Origin of the sequence: Alcanivorax sp. (assembly GCF_051117345.1) — a bacterium.
Lineage (GTDB): Bacteria > Pseudomonadota > Gammaproteobacteria > Pseudomonadales > Alcanivoracaceae > Alcanivorax.
Map to the genome: position 1 here is coordinate 1 of NZ_JBNPEC010000218.1, position 20670 is coordinate 20670.

Sequence of the window (20670 nt, forward strand, 5' to 3'; positions counted from 1 at the left end):
GGCGTGGCGCCCATGGCAAAGCCGCAGTGGCCGGCACAGAGCACCGCCGAATCATAGTTGCGCCCCATCAGCCGGAAGGTCACCAGGGTAATAAACGCCAGCGCCAGCCCCACCTGCACCAGCAGCATGGCCAGCATGGGCAGGGCCAGATCCACCAGTTGCAACAATTGCAGACTCATCAGCGTGATCGCCAGAAAAATCCCCAGCGCCGTGTTGCCCACCACATCGATGGTGGCATCGTTGACCTGCCACAGGCGACGGGCCGTGTTACCTAGCACAATGCAGACAAACAGTACCCAGACAAAGGTGGGCAACCGGAACACGGACGCAAACTCTTCTGCCGCCACAGTGCCGACCACCACGCCCACCGACAGCAACATCATGATGCGAATCACGCTGGCAGCAGAAATCGGCCGCGGCGTTTCCGCCTCATCATGCTCCGCCTCTTCCGCAGCTGGGCCGTGGGCCGGTGCAGCAAGGCGATAGCGACGGATCAGGAACATGGCCAGTGGCCCCCCCAGCAGAGCCCCGAAAATAAGCCCGAAGGTGGCAGACGCCGCTGCCAGCTCACTGACGCCAGTGAGGCCGAAATCCCGCTCGAAAACGCCTGCCCAGGCGGCGCCGGTGCCGTGGCCGCCGGTCATGGTCACCGAACCGCCAATCAGCCCGTACCAGGCATCCAGCCCCATCAGCTTGGCCATCATCACACCGACCAGATCCTGCAGGGCTACCAGCACAATCACCAGCACCGCAAACAGCAGCATGGCCCAGCCGCCCCGGCGCAGCAGGCGAAAGTCCGCCGCCAGCCCCACGGCGCCAAAGAAAAACAACATGGCCGGCGTTTTGATACTCTCATCAAAGGTCAGGCTGATGCCGGAAAGCTGCATGGCCGTGACCACAATGGTGGCCAGTAAACCGCCCACCACCGGCTCGGGCATGTTGAGCCGCGACAGCAGTTCTACCTTGTGAACAATCCACTGCCCGGCGCCCAGCACCAGCAATGCGACCATGAGGGTTTCCATGGCGGAAAACTGCATCCCTTTCTCCTTGTAGGTGGCAAGGGCTTACCCTCACAGCCACCGATTGATCCGTTATACTGCCCGCGACAACTGGAAGATGTTATGAATCGCGAGAAACGAACTGAAATCTTTACCCGCCTGCGGGACCAGAATCCAAACCCCACCACCGAGCTGGAATACAGCAACGATTTCGAATTGCTGGTGGCCGTGGTGCTGTCTGCCCAGGCCACGGACGTGGGCGTGAACAAGGCCACTGCCAGGCTTTACCCGGTGGCCAATACCCCGGAGGCGATCTTCGCCCTGGGGGTCGACGGGCTTAAAGAGTACATCAAGACCATCGGCCTGTTTAATTCCAAGGCCGAAAACATCATTCAACTTTGCAAAATCCTCATCGAGCAGCATGACAGCCAGGTGCCACGCACCCGCGAAGAGCTGGAAGCACTACCGGGTGTGGGTCGCAAAACCGCCAATGTGGTGCTCAACACCGCCTACGGCCTGCCCACCATGGCGGTAGACACACATATCTTCCGGGTGTCCAACCGTACCCGTATTGCGCCGGGAAAGAATGTGCTGGAAGTGGAAAAGCGGCTGGTGCGGCTGGTGCCGGAGGAGTTTTTACGCGATGCCCACCACTGGCTGATCCTGCATGGCCGCTATGTGTGTACGGCCCGCAAGCCCAAGTGTGGCGAATGCCTTATCGCCGATCTGTGCGAGTTTCCGATGAGCCAGCGGCCATCGTAAGCGGCAATTGAGCACACTGCACATCATTGCTACGCTCAAGACGGTTCCGTTATCAGAGAAGGGATGCGACATGAAACAGAAGATTCTGGTGGCTTCACTGCTTTGCATAAGCGCCATGGCAGTGGCTGGGGACCTGAAGCCCGGCCTGTGGCAGATCAACACCACCATGGAAGGCGACAACCTGCCCCCGCAGATGCGAGCACATACCCAGCAGGACTGCCTCAGTGCTGATCAAGCCGAGGATGTCGTGACTGCCTTGCGCAAGGACTGGAACACGGAAGGATGCGACCTGGGCAACGTTGATCGCAGCGGAGAAGACCTGACCTGGGAGGCGTCCTGCAACCAGAATGGCATGCAGAGCACCATGAAAGGCTCGGTAACCCTGCACAGTGACACCCAGTACACCAGCATCATCGACATGACGATGCCTGGCAACAAGATGGTGTCAACAAGCGAAGGGGAATGGGTAAGCGCAGACTGCCCCAAATAATCCGGTACGGTTCTAGCCTTGTGAACAAGGCTACAACAGCCCCTCACCCGCCTGTAGGCGCTATGCTTACATGGCGAACAGGGTGAGTGACCTGCCGCCCCCTTCGCCATGCAAGCAGAGCTCATGCAAACGCGCAGCGAGAGGCTTCAGATCTCCCCGGCAAACACCTTTTCAAAAAACGCCAGCACCCGTTGCCAACTGTCTTCTGACGCATCCGCATCGAATTTTGATCGCAGCGGCGGCAACGGCCCCAGTTTCTTGAAGGTAAAGGTCTGGTGGTCATTCATGAAGGAATGCCCCACGTCTTCGTAGGTCTTGATATCGTGGGGCACGCCCAGTGCATCCATATGCTTTGCCAGCCGATCGCCATGATCACCGTAGATCATGTCAGTGCGGCCCCAGCCACCCACAGCCGGGCAGATGCCGCTCACCTCTTTCACGTTTTTGGGCATGCCACCATAGAAAGGCGCCACCACCTGCACCGGTGCCTGGCTGGCGTAGAGCACGGCAAAGCGCCCGCCCATACAGAAGCCCATCACCCCCACCTGGGTGACCGCCTCTTCGCCCTGATTGAGCAACCATTCACGGCAGGCTTCCAGTTGCTCGAAGGTCTGCCCCTTACCGGTTTCATGAGCCTTGAGAGTTTTCACCACGCACAGGGCCTTGCTGCCGGGGAGATCATAGAGATCGGGCACCAGCACCGGATAACCGTTATCGGCCAGCCGCTGGGCGATGCGCTCGATATCCTCGGTGTAGCCAAAGATGTCATGAATGGCGATCACCGCCGCCTTGTGAGGATTGGCCGTTTCAGGACGCAGCCAACGGCCACGCATGGTGTGACCGCCGGGAATGGGAATGCCTACAGGTTGGTTGGACATGGGAAGACCAATGAATAGTTAATAGTGAATAATTAATAACGAAAACCAGAGGCTACTACTAGCAAGGGCAGACATCCCTGTCCATCGGGGCCACTCCACCCTCGTTATTACCTATTAATTATTCATTATTAATTGCTTCTCATCCTTCCTGCATGGCCACCAGCCGGGCTTCCTGCAAGGCGGCGGAGCGGTGTTTGGTGGCGTCTCGGTATTCCGGGTCGGCCAGCATGGAGGCGAAAGCCTGTTTGGAGGGGTAGCGCACCAGTAACACGTCGTCCCATTTCTCTGCGTCCGGGGCAATCACGCCGGCCAGGGCCTTGCCTTTCCAGACCAGCTCACCACCCACTCCGCGCACCTTGCCGAAGGCCACGTCGGAATATTTCTGGTACGCCTGGCGACCGCTGTAATTCGCCTCGCCGTCCTTGTAGCGTGCGATGTCGTTAAAGCGCAACAGATTCAGCATGACGATGGGGGTATCGTCCGGCAGGGACGCCAGAATCTCGGGCAAGGTCTGGGGATTGGGATCGATGATCGGTTTCTCTGACATGGTGACTCCGTTTGGTTTTTCTTATGCGCCAGGTCGCGACTGTATTCCGGCTTCGCTTGCTGGCGGGCGAAGGTTTGAATTATCACCTTGCCGCCAGATCAGGAAGAAAGACAGGGGCGATCACGACACCCTGTGCGGCAAAGCGGTCACCGTGTTGTCAGGGTAATCTGTTCCGCAGCACACAGGCTTTCCAGATCATCCAGATACTGCGTCGGGCAGCGCAGCGTCATCGCCACAGATTGGCTGTAATGCACATCCAGCACCTCGGAGGCATTCTGGTCCGCCCAGTGACGAAGGCGTTGCTCCAGGGGGAAGTCCATCTCCAGCCGGCAAGTGACCTGCGGAACACTTTCCACCCGTTCCACTGCCGCCAGCACCGCTTCCGCCGCCGCCGCGTAGGCTCGAACCAGGCCGCCCGCCCCCAGTTTCACACCACCGAAATAGCGGATCACCACCACCAGCACATCACTCATGCCCTTGTGCTGGATCACATTGAAAATGGGTTTGCCGGCGGTGCCGGAGGGCTCGCCATCGTCATTCATGGCGGCTTGAGCCGAAGCCGGATTACCAAGCAGATAGGCGTAGCAATGGTGGCTGGCATCCGGGTATCGAGCCCTGGCCTCGTCGATTACGGCCATCGCCTGTTCGCGGCTGGCTACCGGGCGCAGCCAGGTGATAAAACGGCTTTTGTTGATCAGCAGTTCCCGGTCAACGGGACCGGCGGGAACGGGATAACCTTTGATGGCACACTCCGGGTTCATCACTGGCGAGGGGCAGCTATGGTAAGGTAATTGCCGCCTTTATCCGAATACGCGACTTGCCATGACCGATCCCATCAGCCGAGACGATGACAGCCTGCGCCGCCGAAAGCGGCTGGCCATCGGTGTTGCCCTGCCAGTCACCGGTGTGATTTTCGCACCGCTACTGTGGGCCCTGTACCAGGATGGCAGTATTTTCTTCTTTGCGCTTTGTGCCCTGCTATGGCTGGGCGCCGGGCGATTTATCTATCACCTGTTGGCGCCCTGAGCATCCGCTCGCCGATAGGGAGCCCTCAGAGATCCCGACCGCAGCCACTGTAGAGGGTCTCGTTGCTGGTGACCTTTACCTGGTAATCGAAGGCTTCACCGCTCATGGTGTCCTCACAGGGCGTTTCGCTGATTTCCACTTTTAGCTGGTCGGTGTCCGTGTTGGCCATGTAAATGGTTTCGGTGCCTTCGGTCTGCGCCCCGGTATCCGCAGTGGTTACCGTGGTTTCACCGTAATCGCCAACAAAGACCAGTTTTTCTTCCGGGTAAATCGCCAGATTCCAGCCTGGCTCGTTACCCACGGCCCAGAAGCTGGCGCCAGCTTCCTTCGCCCCTGCCATGCCTGTTTTCGGCTGGGTATCCCCTGATTGCTCGGCGGCAACCCGTTGCAACATGACAGTGATTTCCTCACCGCTGGCCCGTTCGCCCAGTTCGGCGGTATGACGTTCGGTGGTGAGCCACAACAACTGCCCGTCCGCGCCACGGATTTCCGCGCGTACCGCATAGGCCATTGGGTGGTCATGCACTACGGCCTCACTGGCATAGCGCAGCGTAAAGGGCACCGGTACCTGACCCGGGTCATCGATATGCTGCTCGGCAATCACCGTGGACGGTGCGTCGGCCAGCGATACATCCTCCAGGGTGACCGTGAGCGTTGCGCCTTTCGGCATGGCCATGCGCTCGCGGTACATGACTTTACCGCTGAGAATCTGCTGCTCGGTCTTTTCGCTCTGCTGCGCAACGGTAGGTTGTTCACTATCAGATTCCGGTTTTCCCTGATCACAGCCTGAGAGGGCCAACAGGGCAACAACCCCGGCAGAGCCGAGCAACACGGGAAGAGAACGGAGAGTCGATGTTAAAGGTCGCATAATGATTCCTTGTGGTCGTCAGCCTGTTCAGAGTCTCTGGACGCTCGGCGGTTCCCTGCCGAGGTATCACTATTAAAACAACAGACATAAAAAAGCAGCCCTGCAGGCTGCTTTTTTACTTTTCTTCAAGGTTCACCCTTAAACGGTAACGACCAGCTCCACATCGATATTGCCGCGGGTGGCATTGGAGTAAGGGCACACCTGATGGGCTTTCTCCACCAGTGTCTGCGCCTGCTCCTGATCCAGCCCCGGGAGATTCACATTCAGGGTTGCCTGAATACCGAACCCGCCACCCAGGGGACCGATGCCCACCTGGCCGGTAATCGCGGTTTCCTCCGGCAGGGATACCTTGGCTTTGCCGGCCACCAGTTTCAGGGCGCCCAGGAAACAGGCCGAGTACCCGGCGGCGAACAGTTGCTCCGGATTGGTCCCTTCGCCACCCGGACCACCCAGGGCCTTGGGGGTGGTGAGCTTTACTGACAACTGACCGTCATCGCTGGCGGCGCGGCCATCACGACCGCCGGTGGCTGTGGCTGTGGCTTCATACAATACTTTTTCAAGACTCATGGTGCTCTCCTTCGTGTCATTCCATATTCGCTATTTAATAGCGCGCTACTAAAATAAACCCAAAAACGCGCCATTTTTCTTCCCGACCCGAACCCAATGCGGGCCGGGACGATGTTGCCCATTGAATCCCGTCTCAGTCCGCCGTTGCCAACCGGGCACGCAGTGCATGCAATTCATCACGCAGGTGCACCAGCTCTTCGGGGCTGCACTGACTGGCGCACAGTACGGCTTCCGGCACTTCCTCCGCCTGTTGGCGCAGCACCCTGCCCGGCTCGGTGAGGGTCACTTCCACATGGCGCTCGTCCGGCCGGCTGCGCTGGCGCAGCACCAGCCCCATGCCTTCCAGACGCTTGAGCAAAGGCGTGAGGGTGGCGGAATCCAGGAACAGACGCTCGCCGATTTCCGACACGGACAAACGGTCCTGCTCCCACAACACCATCATCACCAGATACTGGGGATAGGTAAGACCCAGCTCCTTCAACAGCTTGCGGTACACCTTGCTCATGGCAAGCTGCGCGGAGTACAGGGCGAAGCAGACCTGCAGGTCCAGCTTCAGCCAGGAGGTATCGGTGGTGGCGTCATCGTTCATGCGGCCATATTAAATAGCGCACTATTTAATAGCAAGCAAATGCTTTGATTGGAAGAATACCGTCTGCCTATCACTCTCCGTCTGCCACCCACACCGGAAACACTGAGCTCGGTTTGCTGCGACAGGGCACTACAAAAAAGCCCCGGGAGTCCGGGGCTTCAGGGTACTCACAGCAAGGCGGTTCTCAGCCAAAGGCCGGAATGCCGGTCTGGGAGCGGCCGAGGATCAGAGCGTGAACATCATGGGTACCCTCATAGGTGTTCACGGCCTCCAGATTCATCACATGACGGATCACGTGGTATTCGTCACTGATACCGTTACCACCGTGCATGTCGCGGGCCTGGCGGGCGATATCGATGGCCTTGCCGCAGTTGTTGCGCTTCATCAGCGACACCATTTCCGGGGCCCAGTTGCCAGCATCCATCAACCGGCCCAGCTGCAGCGCGCCCTGCAGACCCAGGGTAATTTCAGTCTGCATGTCTGCCAGCTTTTTCTGGATCAACTGGGTAGCGGCCAGCGGCCGGCCGAACTGTTTCCGGTCCAGGGTGTACTGGCGCGCCGCCTGCCAGCAGAATTCCGCCGCGCCCATGGCACCCCAGCTGATCCCGTAGCGGGCCTTGTTGAGACAGCTGAAGGGCCCTTTCAGGCCTTCCACATCCAGGTGGTTTTCTTCCGGTACGAAGCAGTCATCCAGCATGATCTGGCCGGTGATGGAGGCTCGCAGGGAGAACTTGCCGTCGATTTTCGGGGTGGTGAAACCGTCAAAGCCCCGCTCCACCACAAAACCGGTGATCTTGCCGTCCAGGTTGGCCCACACCACCGCCACATCGGCAATGGGGGAATTGGTGATCCAGGTCTTGGCGCCGTTGAGCAGGTAGCCGCCATCCACCTTTTTGGCGCGGGTGCTCATGGAGCCCGGGTCGGAGCCGTGATCCGGCTCGGTAAGGCCGAAGCAGCCGACCCACTCACCAGTGGCCAGTTTCGGCAGGTATTTTTGGCGCACCGCTTCACTGCCAAAAGCATGAATCGGGAACATCACCAGCGACGACTGCACGCTCATGGCCGAGCGATAACCGGAATCCACCCGCTCCACTTCCCGGGCCACCAGGCCGTAGCTCACGTGATTCACACCGGCGCCGCCGTATTGCTCGGGAATGGTGGGACCGAGAAAGCCCAGCTCACCCATTTCTGTCATGATTTCCCGGTGAAAAATCTCGTGCCGGTTGGCTTCCAGCACCCGGGTCATCAGCTTGCTCTGACAATAATCATGAGCCGCATCACGGATCATGCGCTCGTCTTCGGTGAGCTGGGTTTCCAGCAACAAAGGGTCTTTCCAGTCGAATCTCTGCATTAGTAATCCTGTTCGTTTCATTCCGTAGGGCGGAAATTTCCGGCAGGCAATCTCCGCCCTGCGGGTTTCGCTATTAACTATTCACTGCCTTTGAATAACCATGGCCACGCCCTGCCCCACACCAATACACAGGCTGACCAGTGCATAGCGGCCACCCGAGGCTTCCAGCTGGCGCATGGCGGTGAGGGCCAGGCGGGCGCCGGACGCGCCCAGTGGATGACCCACCGCAATAGCGCCACCATTGGGGTTCAGGCGTTCATCATCGCCGGCCAGGCCCAGCTGCTTGCAACAGCCTAAGACCTGGGTCGCGAACGCTTCGTTAATCTCGATCACATCCATCTGGTCCAGGGTCAGCCCGGCCCGGGCCAGTGCCTTGTTGCAGGCCTCTACCGGTCCCAGGCCCATGACCCGGGGCGCTACACCCGCCACGGCGCCGGCAAGGATCCGTGCACGGGGAGCAATGCCCGCCGCATCACCCGCAGCACGAGAACCGATAATCAGTGCCGCCGCGCCATCATTCACACCCGATGCATTCCCTGCGGTAATGATGCCACCCTCAACGATCGCAGGCAGTTTTGCCAATTTTTCGGCAGTGGTGCCGGCACGGGGATGCTCATCGTCCGCCACCGTCAGCGGCTCTTTCTTGCGGCCCTGGGGAACCGTGACCGGCAGGATTTCTTCCCGGTAAAAACCGCGCCCCCGGGCAGCCTCGTAGCGCTGCTGGGAGCGGGCGGCAAACGCATCCGATGCGTCACGGCTGATGCCAAGATCGTCCGCCACGTTCTGGGCGGTTTCCGGCATGGTGTCGGCACCGAACTGGCTGAGAATGGCCGGGTTGGGAAAACGGGCGCCGATGGTGCTATCGAAGATGGTCATGTCGCGGCTGAAGGCTTTCTCCGCCTTGGCCATCACAAACGGCGCCCGGCTCATGGATTCGGTGCCACCGGAGACGATCAGCTCGCCCTCGCCCACCGTCACCATACGTGCGGCATCCAGCGTTGCCGCCAGACCACTGCCACACAGGCGATTCACGGTAATCCCGGCCACGGACTCCGGCAGCCCCGCCAGCAACCCGGCGTGACGTGCCACATTGCGGGCATCTTCACCGGCCTGGTTGGTATTGCCGATCACCACGTCTTCGTAGCGAGACAGCTCGAAACCATTGCGCTGCACCAGCTCACGGATCACCCCGGCCAACAGGTCATCCGGGCGCACCGGCGCCAGGGCACCACCATGACGACCAAAGGGGGTTCGCAGGCCGTCGTAAATATAGGCATCCAGCATTTGCACTCTCCCAGGAGCTGCAAGCTTCAAGCTACAAGCTGCAACGCGATACAGCGTGGCAATAAAAGAAAAGCGCCCACGCCGCGCTTCACTCTGTTTAATCATGCAACGCATGACGACACTGAAGATGAAACGCGGAGGAAACACTTTCAGCCAGTCCGTACCTTGACCGTGTTGCAGCTTGAAGCTTGTAGCTTGCCACCTCTTTGTCCGCTGTGCGGAATGTTATTTTGAAAACTTGACGAGCAGGATAGGCCGTGACAGAGTGCGATGCAAGAGATTCGCCCTGCGATCACACCCTCTAAAAGAAGCAACGCTACAACCGGACCCGACCATGATCCGTGATGCCGAAATCCTCACTCAACTGACCGACACCATTGCCCGCTTTGTCCGTGAACGGCTGGTGCCTGCCGAACAGCAAGTGGCCGAGACGGACACCATTCCCGAAGACATTGTCGCCGACATGAAGGCCATGGGGCTATTCGGTCTGTCCATCCCCGAAGAGTACGGCGGTCTGGGGCTGACCATGGAGGAGGAAGTGCTGGTGGCCTTCGAGCTGGGCCGAACCTCCCCGGCCTTCCGCTCCCTGATGGGCACCAATAATGGCATCGGCGCCCAGGGCATCCTCATTGATGGTACCGAAGAGCAGAAGCGCAAGTACGTGCCCCCGCTGGCCACCGGCGAGGTGATCGGCGCCTTCTGTCTCACTGAGCCGGATGTGGGCTCGGATTCCGGCGCGGTGAAAACCCGTGCCGAGCGGGACGGCGACCACTACATTCTCAATGGCACCAAGCGCTTTATCACCAACGGCCCCCGTGCCGGCCTGTTCACCGTAATGGCACGTACCAATCCGGAAATCCAGGGGGGCGGCGGCGTCACTGCCTTTATTGTTGAAGGGGATACGCCCGGCATTTCCCGTGGCAAAGCCGACGTAAAAATGGGCCAGAAAGGCGCCCACACCTGCGACATCATTTTCGACAACTGCCGGGTGCCCGCCGAGAACATTATCGGTGGTAAGGAAGGCGTGGGTTTCAAGACCGCCATGAAAGTCCTGGACCGGGGTCGTCTGCATATCTCTGCTATCTGTGTGGGCGTGGCCACACGACTGATCGAAGACGCAGTGAATTTTGCCGCCGAACGTAAACAGTTCGGCAAGCCCATCATCGAGCACCAATTGATCCAGGCCATGCTGGCGGATTCCCGCGCGGAAATGTTCGCCGGTCGCTCCATGGTGCTGGAAGCGGCCCGCAGCAAGGACCGGGGTGATCAGGTCAGCCTGGATGCGTCCTGCTGCAAACTGTTCTGTTCCGAAATGGTGGGCCGCGTGGCCGACCGCGCCGTGCAGATCCATGGCGGCGCCGGCTATATGGCGGACTACGCGGTGGAGCGTTTCTACCGGGACGTACGTCTGTTCCGGATCTACGAAGGCACCACCCAGATCCAGCAGATCGTCATTGCCCGGGAAATGGCGCGGCAGGCAGCACAATCATGATTTTCCCTGTAGGAGCCATGCTTGCATGGCGAAGGCCGCGCTGATTCGCCATGCAAGCATGGCTCCTACGGCGGTTGAGTAAATCCCTTAACGCCACCCTCCCCCTGTGCATGCTGGGCACCCTGCTGTTTCTGGTGTTCGATCTGGAAGCCGGGGCATGGCTGGCGCGAATCACGCTGTTGCTTTATCTGCTGTGGCAATGGCCACGCCAGACTCGCATGGCGAAAGGGATTCTGCTGGTGGTTATCGCCATGGCCGGTGTCGTTGTCTGGCGTGACGCCCAGCCCTTGCCCATTCTGCTGCAGGCGCTGGATCGGCTCTGCTTCTTTGCTACCTTTGTGTCTTCCCTGGGCCTGCTGCGGGTCTCCGCCATGCGTTCGCGGCTGGTGCGCGAGGCCGGCAACACCCTGATCCGGCAGAAACCCGCTCTGCGCTACCCTACCCTCTCTCTGGGCACTGCCCTGTTCGGGGTGATCATCAATATCGGTGTGCTCAACCTGTTCGGCGCCATGGTGCTGCGCAGCAATACCCTGAAAGCCGCCGGCGGGCATGACGATATTCAGGCGGCGCGGGAGCGACGCATGATGCTGTCGATTCTGCGCGGCTTTGCCCTGGCGCCGCTGGTATCACCGCTGGGCATCACCATGGCGGTGATTCTGGCCAATATGCCGAGCCTCACCTGGGCCACACTGGCACCGGTGGCATTGCCCACCGCCGGCCTGTTCTTCCTGCTGGGCTGGTGGCTGGACTGGCAGCGGCGGCCCAGCCATCTGGCCAACCGCGTCCCACGCACAGCGCCACCATCGCTGACACCATTATGGCACTTCACCCTGCTGGCACTGGCGATCACCCTGGGGGTCTTTGCGGTATCGGTGGCAGCCGACCTGCGTCTGCCAGTGGCGGTGCTGGTGGCATGCCCGTTGTCAGCGGTACTGTGGATGGCATTGCAACGGCGTCGACTGGGTGGCGGTACCGGCTTGCCTCGAGCACTGACGTTACTGGGGCGGCATTCACGACTGATCTTCGGTGCCAACCGGGGAGAGATTGCGGTGCTGGGCGGCTCCGCCTGCCTGGGGGCGCTACTGACTCCCCTGATTGATCAACAGCTGCTACACGAGCTGTTGCTGGCCACCCACCTGCAGGGCGCCGCCATGGCAGTGGCTGCCATGTTGCTGGTGGTGGCATTGGCGCAGGTGGGACTCAACCCTATCGTGTCGGTGACCTTGCTGGCGTCTCTGCTGGGCGACGGGGTAGGCGCAGATCCACGCCTGCTGGCCGTGGGCCTGATGTGCGCCTGGAGCCTGTCGATGATCTCTTCACCCTTCACGGCTTCCATGCTGGTACTCAGCCAATTGATCAGCCGCTCGCCCTACCGAATCGCCTGGCACTGGAACGGGTTGTTCTTTTTGCTGGTGGTGCCGATGCTGGCGTTGTGGATTGGGGTGATGGCGCAGTGGTTGTGAGAGCAGCCACAAGCTGCAAGTCGCGAGCTAGCCACGAATAAACTGCTAGGTCGTGCCCGCGTTACCCCGTTGGTTGAAACGCGGAGGAAAGCGCTGGTCAGATGGCTCTGCCGTTTTCCGCGCCTTGTAGCTTGCAGCTTGAAGCTTGTAACTAGGCCGCGAAGTGCCAGACACCGTTGCGGTCTTCCCGCTGCACGCGGCCCTGCTCCACCAGACAATTGAGGTGCGCAATGCTTTCGCCCATGGCAAACATGAGCTGCTGCACATCCAGCTCCCGATGGAACATCACCGACAGAATATCGTGGGCATTATGGGGTTGCTGACGGCAGGCGGCCTGTACCTGATCCAGTTGCTGGTCATGGTGCGCGGCCAACGCATTGATGCGGTGATGCAACCCCTGGAACGGCAGGCCGTGGGCCGGCAACACCAGGGTGTCCTGCGGCAGCGCATCGCGAATAGCCTTGAGGCTGTCCACAAACGCTACTACCGGGTTCGCCTCCGGTTCCGTGGGACGCACCATCAGATTGCTGGAAATGGTGGGCAGCACCTGGTCTCCACTGATCAGCAGGCGATCGTTTTGCCGGTACAGACACAGATGCTCTGGCGCATGGCCACGACCAATGTGAATCTGCCAGTGCTGACCATTGATGGTCAGACTGTCGCCGGCACCAACAAATTGTGGATCGGTAGGCATGGGCATCACCACCCGGCGGAAGCCATTGCCCTTGCCGGCGACCTTGTCCAGGTTATCGCCCGGCAGGCCATGGCTGCCGAGAAAATGCTTGAAGCGCTGGATGGTCTGCTCGTCGCTGGCGTCACAGATATGGCTGGCCAGTTGCCACTCGCCGCGGCTCATGATCACAGGCGCCTGGCAGTGTTGCTGCAGCCAACCGGCCATGCCCAGATGGTCCGGGTGGTAGTGGGTGACGATGATGCGGGTCACCGGTTTGCCTTCCAGTTGTTCGCTGAGCAACTGCTGCCAGATTTCCCGGCTGCGGCGCACTCCCAGCCCGGTATCCACGATCACCCAGCCACCGTTATCTTCCAGCAACCAGAGATTGATATGGTCGAGGGCAAAGGGCAGCGGAAACCGCAGCCAGTAAACCCCGTCGGCCACCTTGAAACGCTGGCCTGCCGGCGGCAGATCAGTGAACGGATAGGTAAGACTGTCCATACATTTTTCCTGAAGGAGCACAGCCATGCGTGCCTGGTGTATTGAGGATCAGCAACTGCAACTGGACACCCTGCCAGACCGGCAACCGGGGCCGGAGGAAATTTGCGTGCAGGTGAAAGCCATCGGCGTGAACCGGGCGGATCTGTTGCAGGTACTGGGCCGCTACCCGGCGCCGCCGGGCACCGACAGCCGCATTCCCGGGCTGGAATACGCCGGGGTGGTCAGCGCCGTGGGCGAGCGGGTGCAGCAACGGCAAGTCGGCGATGCAGTGATGGGGCTGGTGCCCGGTTGTGCCTATGCGGAGCAGGTTGTCACCCATGAGCGGGAAGCGCTGACGATTCCCGAGGGCATGGACTTCGCCCGCGCCGCGACCCTGCCCGAGGCGTTTCTGACTGCCTACCGGGCCCTGTTTCTGGAAGGCGGTTTGCAGCCCGGCCAGTGGTGTCTGATTCGCCCGGCCACTGCCGGCGTCGGCCTGGCCGCCACGCAATTGGCCGCGACGCTGGGCGCCCGCCCCATCGGCAGCAGCCGGGATCTGAGCAAGCTGGACACGGCCAACGACATGGGCCTGGCGGCCCAGGTCTGCGAAGACGGCACGTTGAAAGCCCAGCTGGATGCACTGACCGACGGCCACGGTGTGGCCATGATTCTGGATATGGTCGGCCCGGACTGGAACGCCCTGCTCGGCGGCCTGCGTGCAGAGGGCACCCTGGTGAATATCGGCATCCTTGGTGGGCTGAGCACGGAGCTGAATCTGGGCGCTCTGCTGATGAAACGCCAGACGCTGAAAAGCATGACCATGCGCAGCCAGCCGCTGGAAAACCGTATCCGCATGGCGCAGGTATTCAATGACCGTCTTGCGCCCCTGTTTGCCAGCGGTCGCCTGCTGCCCCTGCCACTGGAAACCTTCCCCTTCACCGACGCCAAAGCCGCCCATGACCATATGGCCGGTAACGACTTCAGTGGCAAGCGTGTGATTGTGGTTGGCGACTGACATCAGCAAGGCCCAGCGTGAAACAGTATTTGAAATACTATTTCACGTTTCCCGCTCGGGCCTCAATGACCAAAAGCATCAGGGCTGACTACGCTTTATGTCGATTGTCCGTAAAGGCTGTTTTACCACAGAGCGCACAGAGTTGACTGAGGGAAGGCGCTATTGCGGTTTATACAACACTTCCTGCGATGGAAGATCATGACAAGGGGAAGTAGTTCACCACCAGGGACATAGCGAACACAGAGGTGATGTTTTCCTCCGTGAACTCTGTGCCCTCTGTGGTAAAACCGCTTTTCCCCTGATTCCAGCGCATTTACGCCGGCAAGTCAGAACGTGAACCCCACCCCCAGGTGGAAGGCATACACGTTCATGTCAGCCACGAATTCCGCATCGCCCACTTCCGCGTACTGATACTGGGGCAGGCCCGGGGCACGGATGAAGGTGCGGTCCACCTTGGCTTTCACTTCCTTGACGCTGATGTACTTGGCGTCCGCCGCCAGCCACCAATGATCGCTCAGCCGCCAATCGGCGCCGACCTGCCCCACCCAGCCGAATTTATCCTGGATTTCCAGTTCCGGCTCCCCCACTTCGGTGAGGATCGGGTTGGTGACATGGCTGTCATAGGTAAACAGGTACACCGCTCCCAGGCCCACATAAGGTCGGAAGTTGTGGTCCAGGCGGAAGCGCTTCACCAGGGTCACCATGGGCGGCGCCACCTTGGTTTCACCCACCTTTTCTCCCAGTGCCGGCACCCCGGTGGGGATGCCGTTGGCCTCGGTGACCAGGGGCTCATCGGCCAGTTTGCCCTTGGCTTTCAGCTCCAGGGTGGGTGGCAGCGCCGCCATGGTTTCGATGGACCAGCCCCCATCCCCCCAGCGCAATTTGTAGCCGATGATGGCGGCGGGAATCGTCAGCGGATCACTGAAGGCTTCCCCCTCCTGCTCACCGGGTTCCACCGCCACCTCGGCAATTTCTGACAAATTACTGAGAGTGATCGAACGGGTTTTCACATCCGGGGACATATGGATGGCCCCGAAGCGGAAATACAGCCGGTCCTCGCCAAAGATCTTCTGGGTTAATTTCACTCCGGGATAATCCGGGCCGTATTTGTCCTGACTGGCAACATTGGCTGAAAGGAACCCCAGCACGACAAACAGGAGAAACCGTTTTTTATGCTCCATTGTTTTTTTCATTGTCAAAGCTCCCCCGCATTTTCCTGGCCCGCCGTGGTGAGGCGTGCGTGGGTGGGGTTGTTGACCACACGAATGCGGAAGTCGTCCTTGGCAATGCCCAGCTCCAAAGAGCCCACACCTTCTTCAGGAAGGATGCCGCCGATGATCAGATCAAGCAGATCTCCCAGCACCGGAATCAGGGCGCCAAGATCCACCGACAGATTCAGCGTTGCTGCAATAGAGGAAGCATTACGCGACTCCAGCGTGATCTGCCCGTTACGCAGGAATTTCACCGGGCCGGTCAGGTACGCCGACACCGGCAGGCTTCTCACGTTGGCATCCGCCACATTGGGGATGGCTTGCCCACCGGGGATCAATGCGGAGAGCAGACGCAGATCCGGTGCATCCAGCCAGGCATCCAGGCGGGTGATGAAGATCGGATTATCGATTTCCTCCCCGGTGTCCGGATCAATCTGGTTCACCACAAACCCGCGCAAAGGCTGCGGGGGCTTGTCGTCATAGGGCCGGAAACGTAGCACCAATGCACCGGTTTCCAGCGGTAACGGAATCAGATCGCCGAGAACCGGAATGGCCAGGGTGGCGTTGGCGGTCAGTGATGTGCCCATGACATGCTGGGCATTGATCTCCACCGGAATCGCCGAGCCCCCCACGGTCTGGATACAGAAGATATCGCCATCGGCATCTTCCTGGGTGGCACACCAGCGGCCATTGCCTTCATCGACCAGACCGATATAACTCAGGTCTAGCGGTTCCTTGGGCAGAAACGCCATGGGCAGAGCCGCATGGGTAAAGATCTGGTCGCCGTCATCCAGGTTAGCGCCACCAATCAGCCCACCTGTGCTTTTTACATGGCCACGGGCATGGTTGTTGACCGCGTCTACTTCATCATCATCCCAGTTGCCATTGCCATTGACGTCGGTGTATTCCCGGGTCAGCACGGTGGCATAGGCAGCCCCTTCATCCGGCGTGGCGGTGAAATCGAGAAGAATCGACGGACCACCCTCACAGGGCTGGTTCGAGAGAGGGCCGCAGGTGCCCATGCCGTTGAGGGGGTCCGTATTGATATCCAGGTTGCCGAAGCGATCGTGGCTACGGAATACCGGTTGCCCATTGTCGCCACCGTTGATTACCAGCCGGTACTCATTGCCGGGGATGATGGTGTCCGGTGCTGGCTGCGCTCGCAGACGCAGGCTGTTGCGTCGTGCCGACATGGGAATGTTCTGCCACTGGCCATTGGCCTGTTCGCCCAGACACATGGCCCCGCCTTCACAGGATTCGCCATCGGCGGCAATGGTGCCGAAAGTCATGGAGGCCATTTCCATGGGCATATTGAAACTGATCTCGATGGGGCGACTGACGTCATAGAAGAAGGGGTAGAAGAGCGAATCCGACGCCAGCCCCCCCACACACCGGCCAGCCATTTTCACCGTGTTGCCGTCTGCATCCTGGCGCTCGACGCCGCGGTCCTGCAACGCACAACCGATACCGGGGTAGGCCCCCAGCACTACCGGCGGCAGCACCGGCGCATCATCGTTGGCCGCATAACTGGCGGTATCGAAAACAATCTGGCCAGTGCCGTCGGTGGCATCCCCAGGCACAAACTGCAGATGGGAAGGGTCAAACAGGTCCTGGTCTTTCAGCTCATCGCCCAGATCCAGGTAATAGCGCTGCCCCGCTGCCAGTTCATTGAGCGGAGTAATCACCAGGTTGGAACCACTGCTTCGCACCTGCACCGGTACCGGTGCGTTGCTGTCCTGGCGGAACAACTTCACCTGTTCCATTCCTTCGTCGTGTACCGGCTCGTTGAATACCACGACGATATTGTTGCTCGGTTCTACCTGGGCCTGATTGTGTTCCGGAAACGACCCGGTTGCCTGTAGTGGATCGCGATTGAGCTGTTCGAACTCGAAATCCACATCCGCACGCACCCCCAGTGCAAAGTCCGCGCTGACTTTGGCGGCACCGCTTAGCACGTCCAGTTCCAGGGTTCGAAACACCTCGAAGGTCAGCGCGCCATCCCTCACATCCACCACACCCACCGCCTGGATATGCATCAGGTTCTGGTTTACCGAGGCATTGCCGCGTGGTTCTTCCGCATGCATGGCAAGGTCAAAATTCATGTAAACAAACATCGGCGCATAATCGTCATCGGGCTGAAAGCCCTTCGGCCGATAGGGGTTAGTCACCAGGTAGCCCGTCACGTCGGTCACAAAGGTACCGATGATATCGCCGGTGAACATGGGCGTGCGCACCTCGCCACCGAGCTTGATCGGATCGATACCGGTAATGCGCAGCTGCTGGCCGGCACGGGCAACCACTGGAACAGCGTCCACATGCACATCCGGTCGGCCCATCCAGCCTTCCAGCACCAGCGGCATGGCATTTACCTGGGTCACACCCAGTGCTTCGGTAACCAGGTTGAACTGGTTAAGGGGTAACCCGTGCAGCCTTGAGGTTTGCGGGTAGCCCGGATCACCCAGCGCCGGCTGGGCTTTCATCAGTTGCTTGATCGGCGGATTGAGATCGACCACGTCATCCTTGGACAGCGTGGGCGTCAACTCATAGGTCACCGTCTCCAGCACGTCCTCATCAAAATCTTCCAGGCCTTGCAGGGTCAGTGTGTAGGTGTCGCCACCGATCAGGTCTTCCTGAGGGTCCAGTGTGATGTAGTGACGCTCATTGAGAATCCTGACATCCACCAGTTCCCCGGATTCCTGATGTTTCAGTTTGACGCTGTCACCGTAGCGCACGGTGGTTTCCACCAGAGGCTCGGTAAAGGTGATCCGCACTGGCGAGAAATCCATGAACGGAAAGCGTTCCTCACCGACAGGCTCGGGCAGGTAAACGCTGGGCATTTCCTGATTGATGGCCAGCACCTGGGGCGCCTGGTCGGGAAGCGGGTTGTACTGACGGGTACGGAAGGTAATCAGCGGGCCCTCCTGATCATCCAGGTTGACGACCCCGGAAGCGATCTCAGGCGACACCCACAGCCGGTATTCTTCACCGGCACGCAGACCAGACATGGAGAACGTCAGGGTACGTTTCCGGTTGGAGACTTCAGCACTGCTGAGATCCACCAGACTCCCATCGCTGTCGGCAAGACACAGCGTACCCACAAAGTTCTCGCCGTCAGGCTGACACTCTGTCTTGGCCGCCGCTTCGTCGATATCACTGGAAAAGGTCAGCAGCAATTTGCTGCCCAGAGGCAGATCCACCATACCGTCCGAGGGGTAGGCATAGATCAGTGCGTCGCCCGGCTCCGGCGGCACAAACACATCCGGATCGTCTTCGCAGGCATTCAGTAAGGGATAAAGTAGGGATAAGACAGCCAGACGCTGAATGGTTGTTGTGCGCATCCTTTCACCCGTTTCTTGTTTTTTGGCGACAGATTGTTTTGTTTACGCAGACAGGATTAGGCGGGAGGGAGGATCAGGACAAGTTATCGTTTGTAAGCAAAAATCCACATATTTAAAGGTTTTATCTACCTGATAAATAAACGAATTTTTTCTTCACGTATACTTCACGAAGCAAATTATCAAGCAATTCAAGGGCTTTCGAAAACAGACTTTCCACTCTCTTCTTCTGCACTAAAATTTTATTCACAATCATTCGTTGACAAGAACAACCGCAACATGACGTTTTGTATCATGCTGCGGACAGAGTGATGCCTCATTGGTAACGGATACGCAGTGCAGTCAGCACAGTAGTCAGGTGTGGGACAGGCATCTCCAGGCGTTTGGCAATCGCCACCACATTGCCCAGGATGGCACCCAGTTCGATGGGCCGGTCGTTCAGGTAATCCAGCGCCATGGAATTCTTGTAGGCGCCCATCTTTCGCGTGCCGGCCAGATTCTTTTCCACCAGATCGTCCGGTAGCGGATAACCATCAGCGGCGGCTACGGCCATCACCTCTTCCATCATGGTGCGGACCAGGTCTTCGCCACCGGGGGCATCGAGAATTGACAGGGTATCGGCACCATTGCACAGCACGCTTAGGGGATTGAACGGTGCATTCCAGACACACTTGCGCCAGCGCTCCCCCACCACCGCCTCGCTATCGTTGACGTCAATGCCCCCTTCCTTGAACAGGCTGCTCAACCGGCGGCAGTGATCATCATAGCCAGCGGGGAAATTGCCCATGACGAGCTGGCCATAGGCCTGATGATGGACCTCACCGGGGCCGGTGCGGCTGACAGCGATAAATGCCAGACAGCTCACCAGGGGATGCTCCGGGAAGGCCTCCGCCAGCTCGCGCTCGATATCCAGCCCGTTTTCGATCAGCACTAGGCCGGTGTGTTCACCCATCCAGGGACGTACCAGCGCAGCACGATCCACGCCCGGCAGCACCTTTACGCATAGCAGGACATAATCGGGGAACTGTTGTGGTGTTTCGCCAGGCCGGTAGACATGATCCGGCTGCCAGGACAACTCACCCAACGGGCTGGTAAAACGAAAGCCGCCGTCTTTTACCGCGTCATAATCCGAGCGCAGCACCACACTCACCTCACAGCCGGCGCGCTTGAGAATGGCACCGTAAAAGCTGCCGATGGCGCCGGCACCGACCACCAGAATGCGGGGTTTATCCGTCATAACAGTCTCTCTCTCAACAGTCCCTGGCGCATGGCATGCAAGGGCCACAACGCCAGCAGGAAAACGATCAACAACAACCAGAAAGCCCGGTCGAAACCATATTCAAAAGCCTGTGCCAGGGACGCGGGAGGATCAGTGTGCCCGTAGCGATCGCTGAAAAATTGTATGCACAGGGCGCATAGATTGACGCCCAGGGCACCACCAATCTGGCGAGCAAAATTGAAAATCCCCGAGCCCTGAGGTATCAGCCATGGAGGTAACAGCCCCAGTGCGCCGGTGGACGATGGCGGCATCATCAGGCCCAGCCCCACCCTGCCCAGTAAAGTCCACCACACCAGCCACACTGCCGAGGTAGTCAGGCTGGCACCGGCCATCAGCACCATATTGAGGACGAACAACACCAG

The 20670-nt window shown here is 59.5% G+C and carries 19 protein-coding genes and 1 pseudogene; 6 read left to right on the forward strand and 14 right to left on the reverse strand.

What is annotated here, in order from left to right:
- A partial coding sequence (gene gltS, locus ACFE0K_RS14030) for a sodium/glutamate symporter (protein ID WP_434536649.1) occupies nucleotides 1-1037 on the reverse strand: 1037 nt, incomplete at its 3' end.
- An 84-nt stretch (nucleotides 1038-1121) separates the two neighbouring features.
- Here gltS and nth point away from each other — a divergent pair.
- A complete protein-coding gene (gene nth / locus ACFE0K_RS14035) occupies nucleotides 1122-1760 on the forward strand; it encodes an endonuclease III (protein ID WP_434536650.1) in 639 nt (212 codons plus the stop codon).
- A 70-nt stretch (nucleotides 1761-1830) separates the two neighbouring features.
- Complete coding sequence (locus tag ACFE0K_RS14040) at nucleotides 1831-2250, forward strand: DUF3617 domain-containing protein (protein WP_434536651.1); 420 nt, start codon at nucleotides 1831-1833, stop codon at nucleotides 2248-2250.
- Between the two features lie 146 nt (nucleotides 2251-2396).
- Here the strand turns inward: ACFE0K_RS14040 and ACFE0K_RS14045 are convergent, their stop codons facing one another.
- The 3 genes from ACFE0K_RS14045 to ACFE0K_RS14055 all read right to left on the reverse strand — a co-directional run bounded on the left by ACFE0K_RS14045 (nucleotide 2397) and on the right by ACFE0K_RS14055 (nucleotide 4436).
- On the reverse strand, nucleotides 2397-3128 hold the full coding sequence (locus ACFE0K_RS14045) for a dienelactone hydrolase family protein (RefSeq protein ID WP_434536652.1): 732 nt from the start codon (nucleotides 3126-3128) through the stop codon (nucleotides 2397-2399).
- 139 nt (nucleotides 3129-3267) lie between these two features.
- Nucleotides 3268-3675 carry a DUF1330 domain-containing protein gene (locus ACFE0K_RS14050; protein WP_434536653.1) on the reverse strand — a complete coding sequence of 136 codons (408 nt, stop codon included), beginning with the start codon at nucleotides 3673-3675 and terminating at the stop codon, nucleotides 3268-3270.
- Nucleotides 3676-3821: 146 nt separating this feature from the next.
- Entirely contained in the window at nucleotides 3822-4436 is a 615-nt protein-coding gene (locus tag ACFE0K_RS14055; RefSeq protein WP_434536666.1) for an IMPACT family protein, read from the reverse strand.
- A gap of 61 nt (nucleotides 4437-4497) precedes the next feature.
- Here ACFE0K_RS14055 and ACFE0K_RS14060 point away from each other — a divergent pair, with 61 nt between their 5' ends.
- Complete coding sequence (locus tag ACFE0K_RS14060; RefSeq protein ID WP_434536654.1) at nucleotides 4498-4701, forward strand: hypothetical protein; 204 nt, start codon at nucleotides 4498-4500, stop codon at nucleotides 4699-4701.
- A 25-nt stretch (nucleotides 4702-4726) separates the two neighbouring features.
- Here ACFE0K_RS14060 and ACFE0K_RS14065 read toward each other — a convergent pair whose 3' ends face one another.
- The 5 genes from ACFE0K_RS14065 to ACFE0K_RS14085 all read right to left on the reverse strand — a co-directional run bounded on the left by ACFE0K_RS14065 (nucleotide 4727) and on the right by ACFE0K_RS14085 (nucleotide 9360).
- The gene (locus tag ACFE0K_RS14065; protein WP_434536655.1) at nucleotides 4727-5569 is read right to left on the reverse strand and encodes a YbaY family lipoprotein; all 843 of its coding nucleotides are present in this window, start codon (nucleotides 5567-5569) and stop codon (nucleotides 4727-4729) included.
- A gap of 138 nt (nucleotides 5570-5707) precedes the next feature.
- Nucleotides 5708-6136, reverse strand: a complete 429-nt coding sequence (locus ACFE0K_RS14070) for an organic hydroperoxide resistance protein (RefSeq protein ID WP_063508073.1) — start codon at nucleotides 6134-6136, stop codon at nucleotides 5708-5710.
- A gap of 133 nt (nucleotides 6137-6269) precedes the next feature.
- Nucleotides 6270-6725, reverse strand: coding sequence for a MarR family winged helix-turn-helix transcriptional regulator (locus tag ACFE0K_RS14075; RefSeq protein ID WP_434536656.1), 456 nt, complete (start codon nucleotides 6723-6725; stop codon nucleotides 6270-6272).
- A 184-nt stretch (nucleotides 6726-6909) separates the two neighbouring features.
- Nucleotides 6910-8076 (reverse strand): acyl-CoA dehydrogenase, encoded by a 1167-nt coding sequence (locus tag ACFE0K_RS14080; RefSeq protein ID WP_434536657.1) that lies wholly within the window; start codon nucleotides 8074-8076, stop codon nucleotides 6910-6912.
- A gap of 81 nt (nucleotides 8077-8157) precedes the next feature.
- The gene (locus tag ACFE0K_RS14085; RefSeq protein WP_434536658.1) at nucleotides 8158-9360 is read right to left on the reverse strand and encodes a 3-oxoadipyl-CoA thiolase; all 1203 of its coding nucleotides are present in this window, start codon (nucleotides 9358-9360) and stop codon (nucleotides 8158-8160) included.
- A gap of 334 nt (nucleotides 9361-9694) precedes the next feature.
- Here ACFE0K_RS14085 and ACFE0K_RS14090 point away from each other — a divergent pair, with 334 nt between their 5' ends.
- Together ACFE0K_RS14090 and ACFE0K_RS14095 are read left to right on the forward strand one after the other, a co-directional pair.
- Nucleotides 9695-10852 (forward strand): acyl-CoA dehydrogenase family protein, encoded by a 1158-nt coding sequence (locus ACFE0K_RS14090; protein ID WP_434536659.1) that lies wholly within the window; start codon nucleotides 9695-9697, stop codon nucleotides 10850-10852.
- A gap of 50 nt (nucleotides 10853-10902) precedes the next feature.
- Nucleotides 10903-12315 (forward strand): hypothetical protein, encoded by a 1413-nt coding sequence (locus tag ACFE0K_RS14095; RefSeq protein WP_434536660.1) that lies wholly within the window; start codon nucleotides 10903-10905, stop codon nucleotides 12313-12315.
- 151 nt (nucleotides 12316-12466) lie between these two features.
- Here the strand turns inward: ACFE0K_RS14095 and ACFE0K_RS14100 are convergent, their stop codons facing one another.
- Nucleotides 12467-13489 (reverse strand): MBL fold metallo-hydrolase, encoded by a 1023-nt coding sequence (locus ACFE0K_RS14100; protein WP_434536661.1) that lies wholly within the window; start codon nucleotides 13487-13489, stop codon nucleotides 12467-12469.
- A gap of 25 nt (nucleotides 13490-13514) precedes the next feature.
- Here ACFE0K_RS14100 and ACFE0K_RS14105 point away from each other — a divergent pair, with 25 nt between their 5' ends.
- Nucleotides 13515-14483 (forward strand): NAD(P)H-quinone oxidoreductase, encoded by a 969-nt coding sequence (locus tag ACFE0K_RS14105; protein WP_434536662.1) that lies wholly within the window; start codon nucleotides 13515-13517, stop codon nucleotides 14481-14483.
- A gap of 326 nt (nucleotides 14484-14809) precedes the next feature.
- On the opposite strand, the gene ACFE0K_RS14110 is transcribed toward ACFE0K_RS14105, so the two are convergent.
- From ACFE0K_RS14110 to ACFE0K_RS14125, 4 genes and pseudogenes are all read right to left on the reverse strand, one after another.
- A complete protein-coding gene (locus tag ACFE0K_RS14110; RefSeq protein WP_434536663.1) occupies nucleotides 14810-15676 on the reverse strand; it encodes an OmpW/AlkL family protein in 867 nt (288 codons plus the stop codon).
- A 2-nt stretch (nucleotides 15677-15678) separates the two neighbouring features.
- Complete coding sequence (locus tag ACFE0K_RS14115; RefSeq protein WP_434536664.1) at nucleotides 15679-19032, reverse strand: Ig-like domain-containing protein; 3354 nt, start codon at nucleotides 19030-19032, stop codon at nucleotides 15679-15681.
- Nucleotides 19033-19345: 313 nt separating this feature from the next.
- On the reverse strand, nucleotides 19346-20266 hold the full coding sequence (locus ACFE0K_RS14120; RefSeq protein ID WP_434536665.1) for a ketopantoate reductase family protein: 921 nt from the start codon (nucleotides 20264-20266) through the stop codon (nucleotides 19346-19348).
- Nucleotides 20263-20670 (reverse strand): annotated as a pseudogene (locus ACFE0K_RS14125) (MFS transporter); the annotation flags it as partial. The gene ACFE0K_RS14120 and the pseudogene ACFE0K_RS14125, both read right to left, overlap by 4 nt.

Excerpts from the sequence above, each read along its gene's own strand:
- nth (WP_434536650.1), top strand. The coding sequence starts at position 1,122 with ATGAATCGCGAGAAACGAACTGAAATCTTTACCCGCCTGCGGGACCAG.
- ACFE0K_RS14040 (WP_434536651.1), top strand. The coding sequence starts at position 1,831 with ATGAAACAGAAGATTCTGGTGGCTTCACTGCTTTGCATAAGCGCCATG.
- ACFE0K_RS14045 (WP_434536652.1), bottom strand. The coding sequence starts at position 3,128 with ATGTCCAACCAACCTGTAGGCATTCCCATTCCCGGCGGTCACACCATG.
- ACFE0K_RS14050 (WP_434536653.1), bottom strand. The coding sequence starts at position 3,675 with ATGTCAGAGAAACCGATCATCGATCCCAATCCCCAGACCTTGCCCGAG.
- ACFE0K_RS14055 (WP_434536666.1), bottom strand. The coding sequence starts at position 4,436 with ATGAACCCGGAGTGTGCCATCAAAGGTTATCCCGTTCCCGCCGGTCCC.
- ACFE0K_RS14060 (WP_434536654.1), top strand. The coding sequence starts at position 4,498 with ATGACCGATCCCATCAGCCGAGACGATGACAGCCTGCGCCGCCGAAAG.
- ACFE0K_RS14065 (WP_434536655.1), bottom strand. The coding sequence starts at position 5,569 with ATGCGACCTTTAACATCGACTCTCCGTTCTCTTCCCGTGTTGCTCGGC.
- ACFE0K_RS14070 (WP_063508073.1), bottom strand. The coding sequence starts at position 6,136 with ATGAGTCTTGAAAAAGTATTGTATGAAGCCACAGCCACAGCCACCGGC.
- ACFE0K_RS14075 (WP_434536656.1), bottom strand. The coding sequence starts at position 6,725 with ATGAACGATGACGCCACCACCGATACCTCCTGGCTGAAGCTGGACCTG.
- ACFE0K_RS14080 (WP_434536657.1), bottom strand. The coding sequence starts at position 8,076 with ATGCAGAGATTCGACTGGAAAGACCCTTTGTTGCTGGAAACCCAGCTC.
- ACFE0K_RS14085 (WP_434536658.1), bottom strand. The coding sequence starts at position 9,360 with ATGCTGGATGCCTATATTTACGACGGCCTGCGAACCCCCTTTGGTCGT.
- ACFE0K_RS14090 (WP_434536659.1), top strand. The coding sequence starts at position 9,695 with ATGATCCGTGATGCCGAAATCCTCACTCAACTGACCGACACCATTGCC.
- ACFE0K_RS14095 (WP_434536660.1), top strand. The coding sequence starts at position 10,903 with ATGCAAGCATGGCTCCTACGGCGGTTGAGTAAATCCCTTAACGCCACC.
- ACFE0K_RS14100 (WP_434536661.1), bottom strand. The coding sequence starts at position 13,489 with ATGGACAGTCTTACCTATCCGTTCACTGATCTGCCGCCGGCAGGCCAG.
- ACFE0K_RS14105 (WP_434536662.1), top strand. The coding sequence starts at position 13,515 with ATGCGTGCCTGGTGTATTGAGGATCAGCAACTGCAACTGGACACCCTG.
- ACFE0K_RS14110 (WP_434536663.1), bottom strand. The coding sequence starts at position 15,676 with ATGAAAAAAACAATGGAGCATAAAAAACGGTTTCTCCTGTTTGTCGTG.
- ACFE0K_RS14115 (WP_434536664.1), bottom strand. The coding sequence starts at position 19,032 with ATGCGCACAACAACCATTCAGCGTCTGGCTGTCTTATCCCTACTTTAT.
- ACFE0K_RS14120 (WP_434536665.1), bottom strand. The coding sequence starts at position 20,266 with ATGACGGATAAACCCCGCATTCTGGTGGTCGGTGCCGGCGCCATCGGC.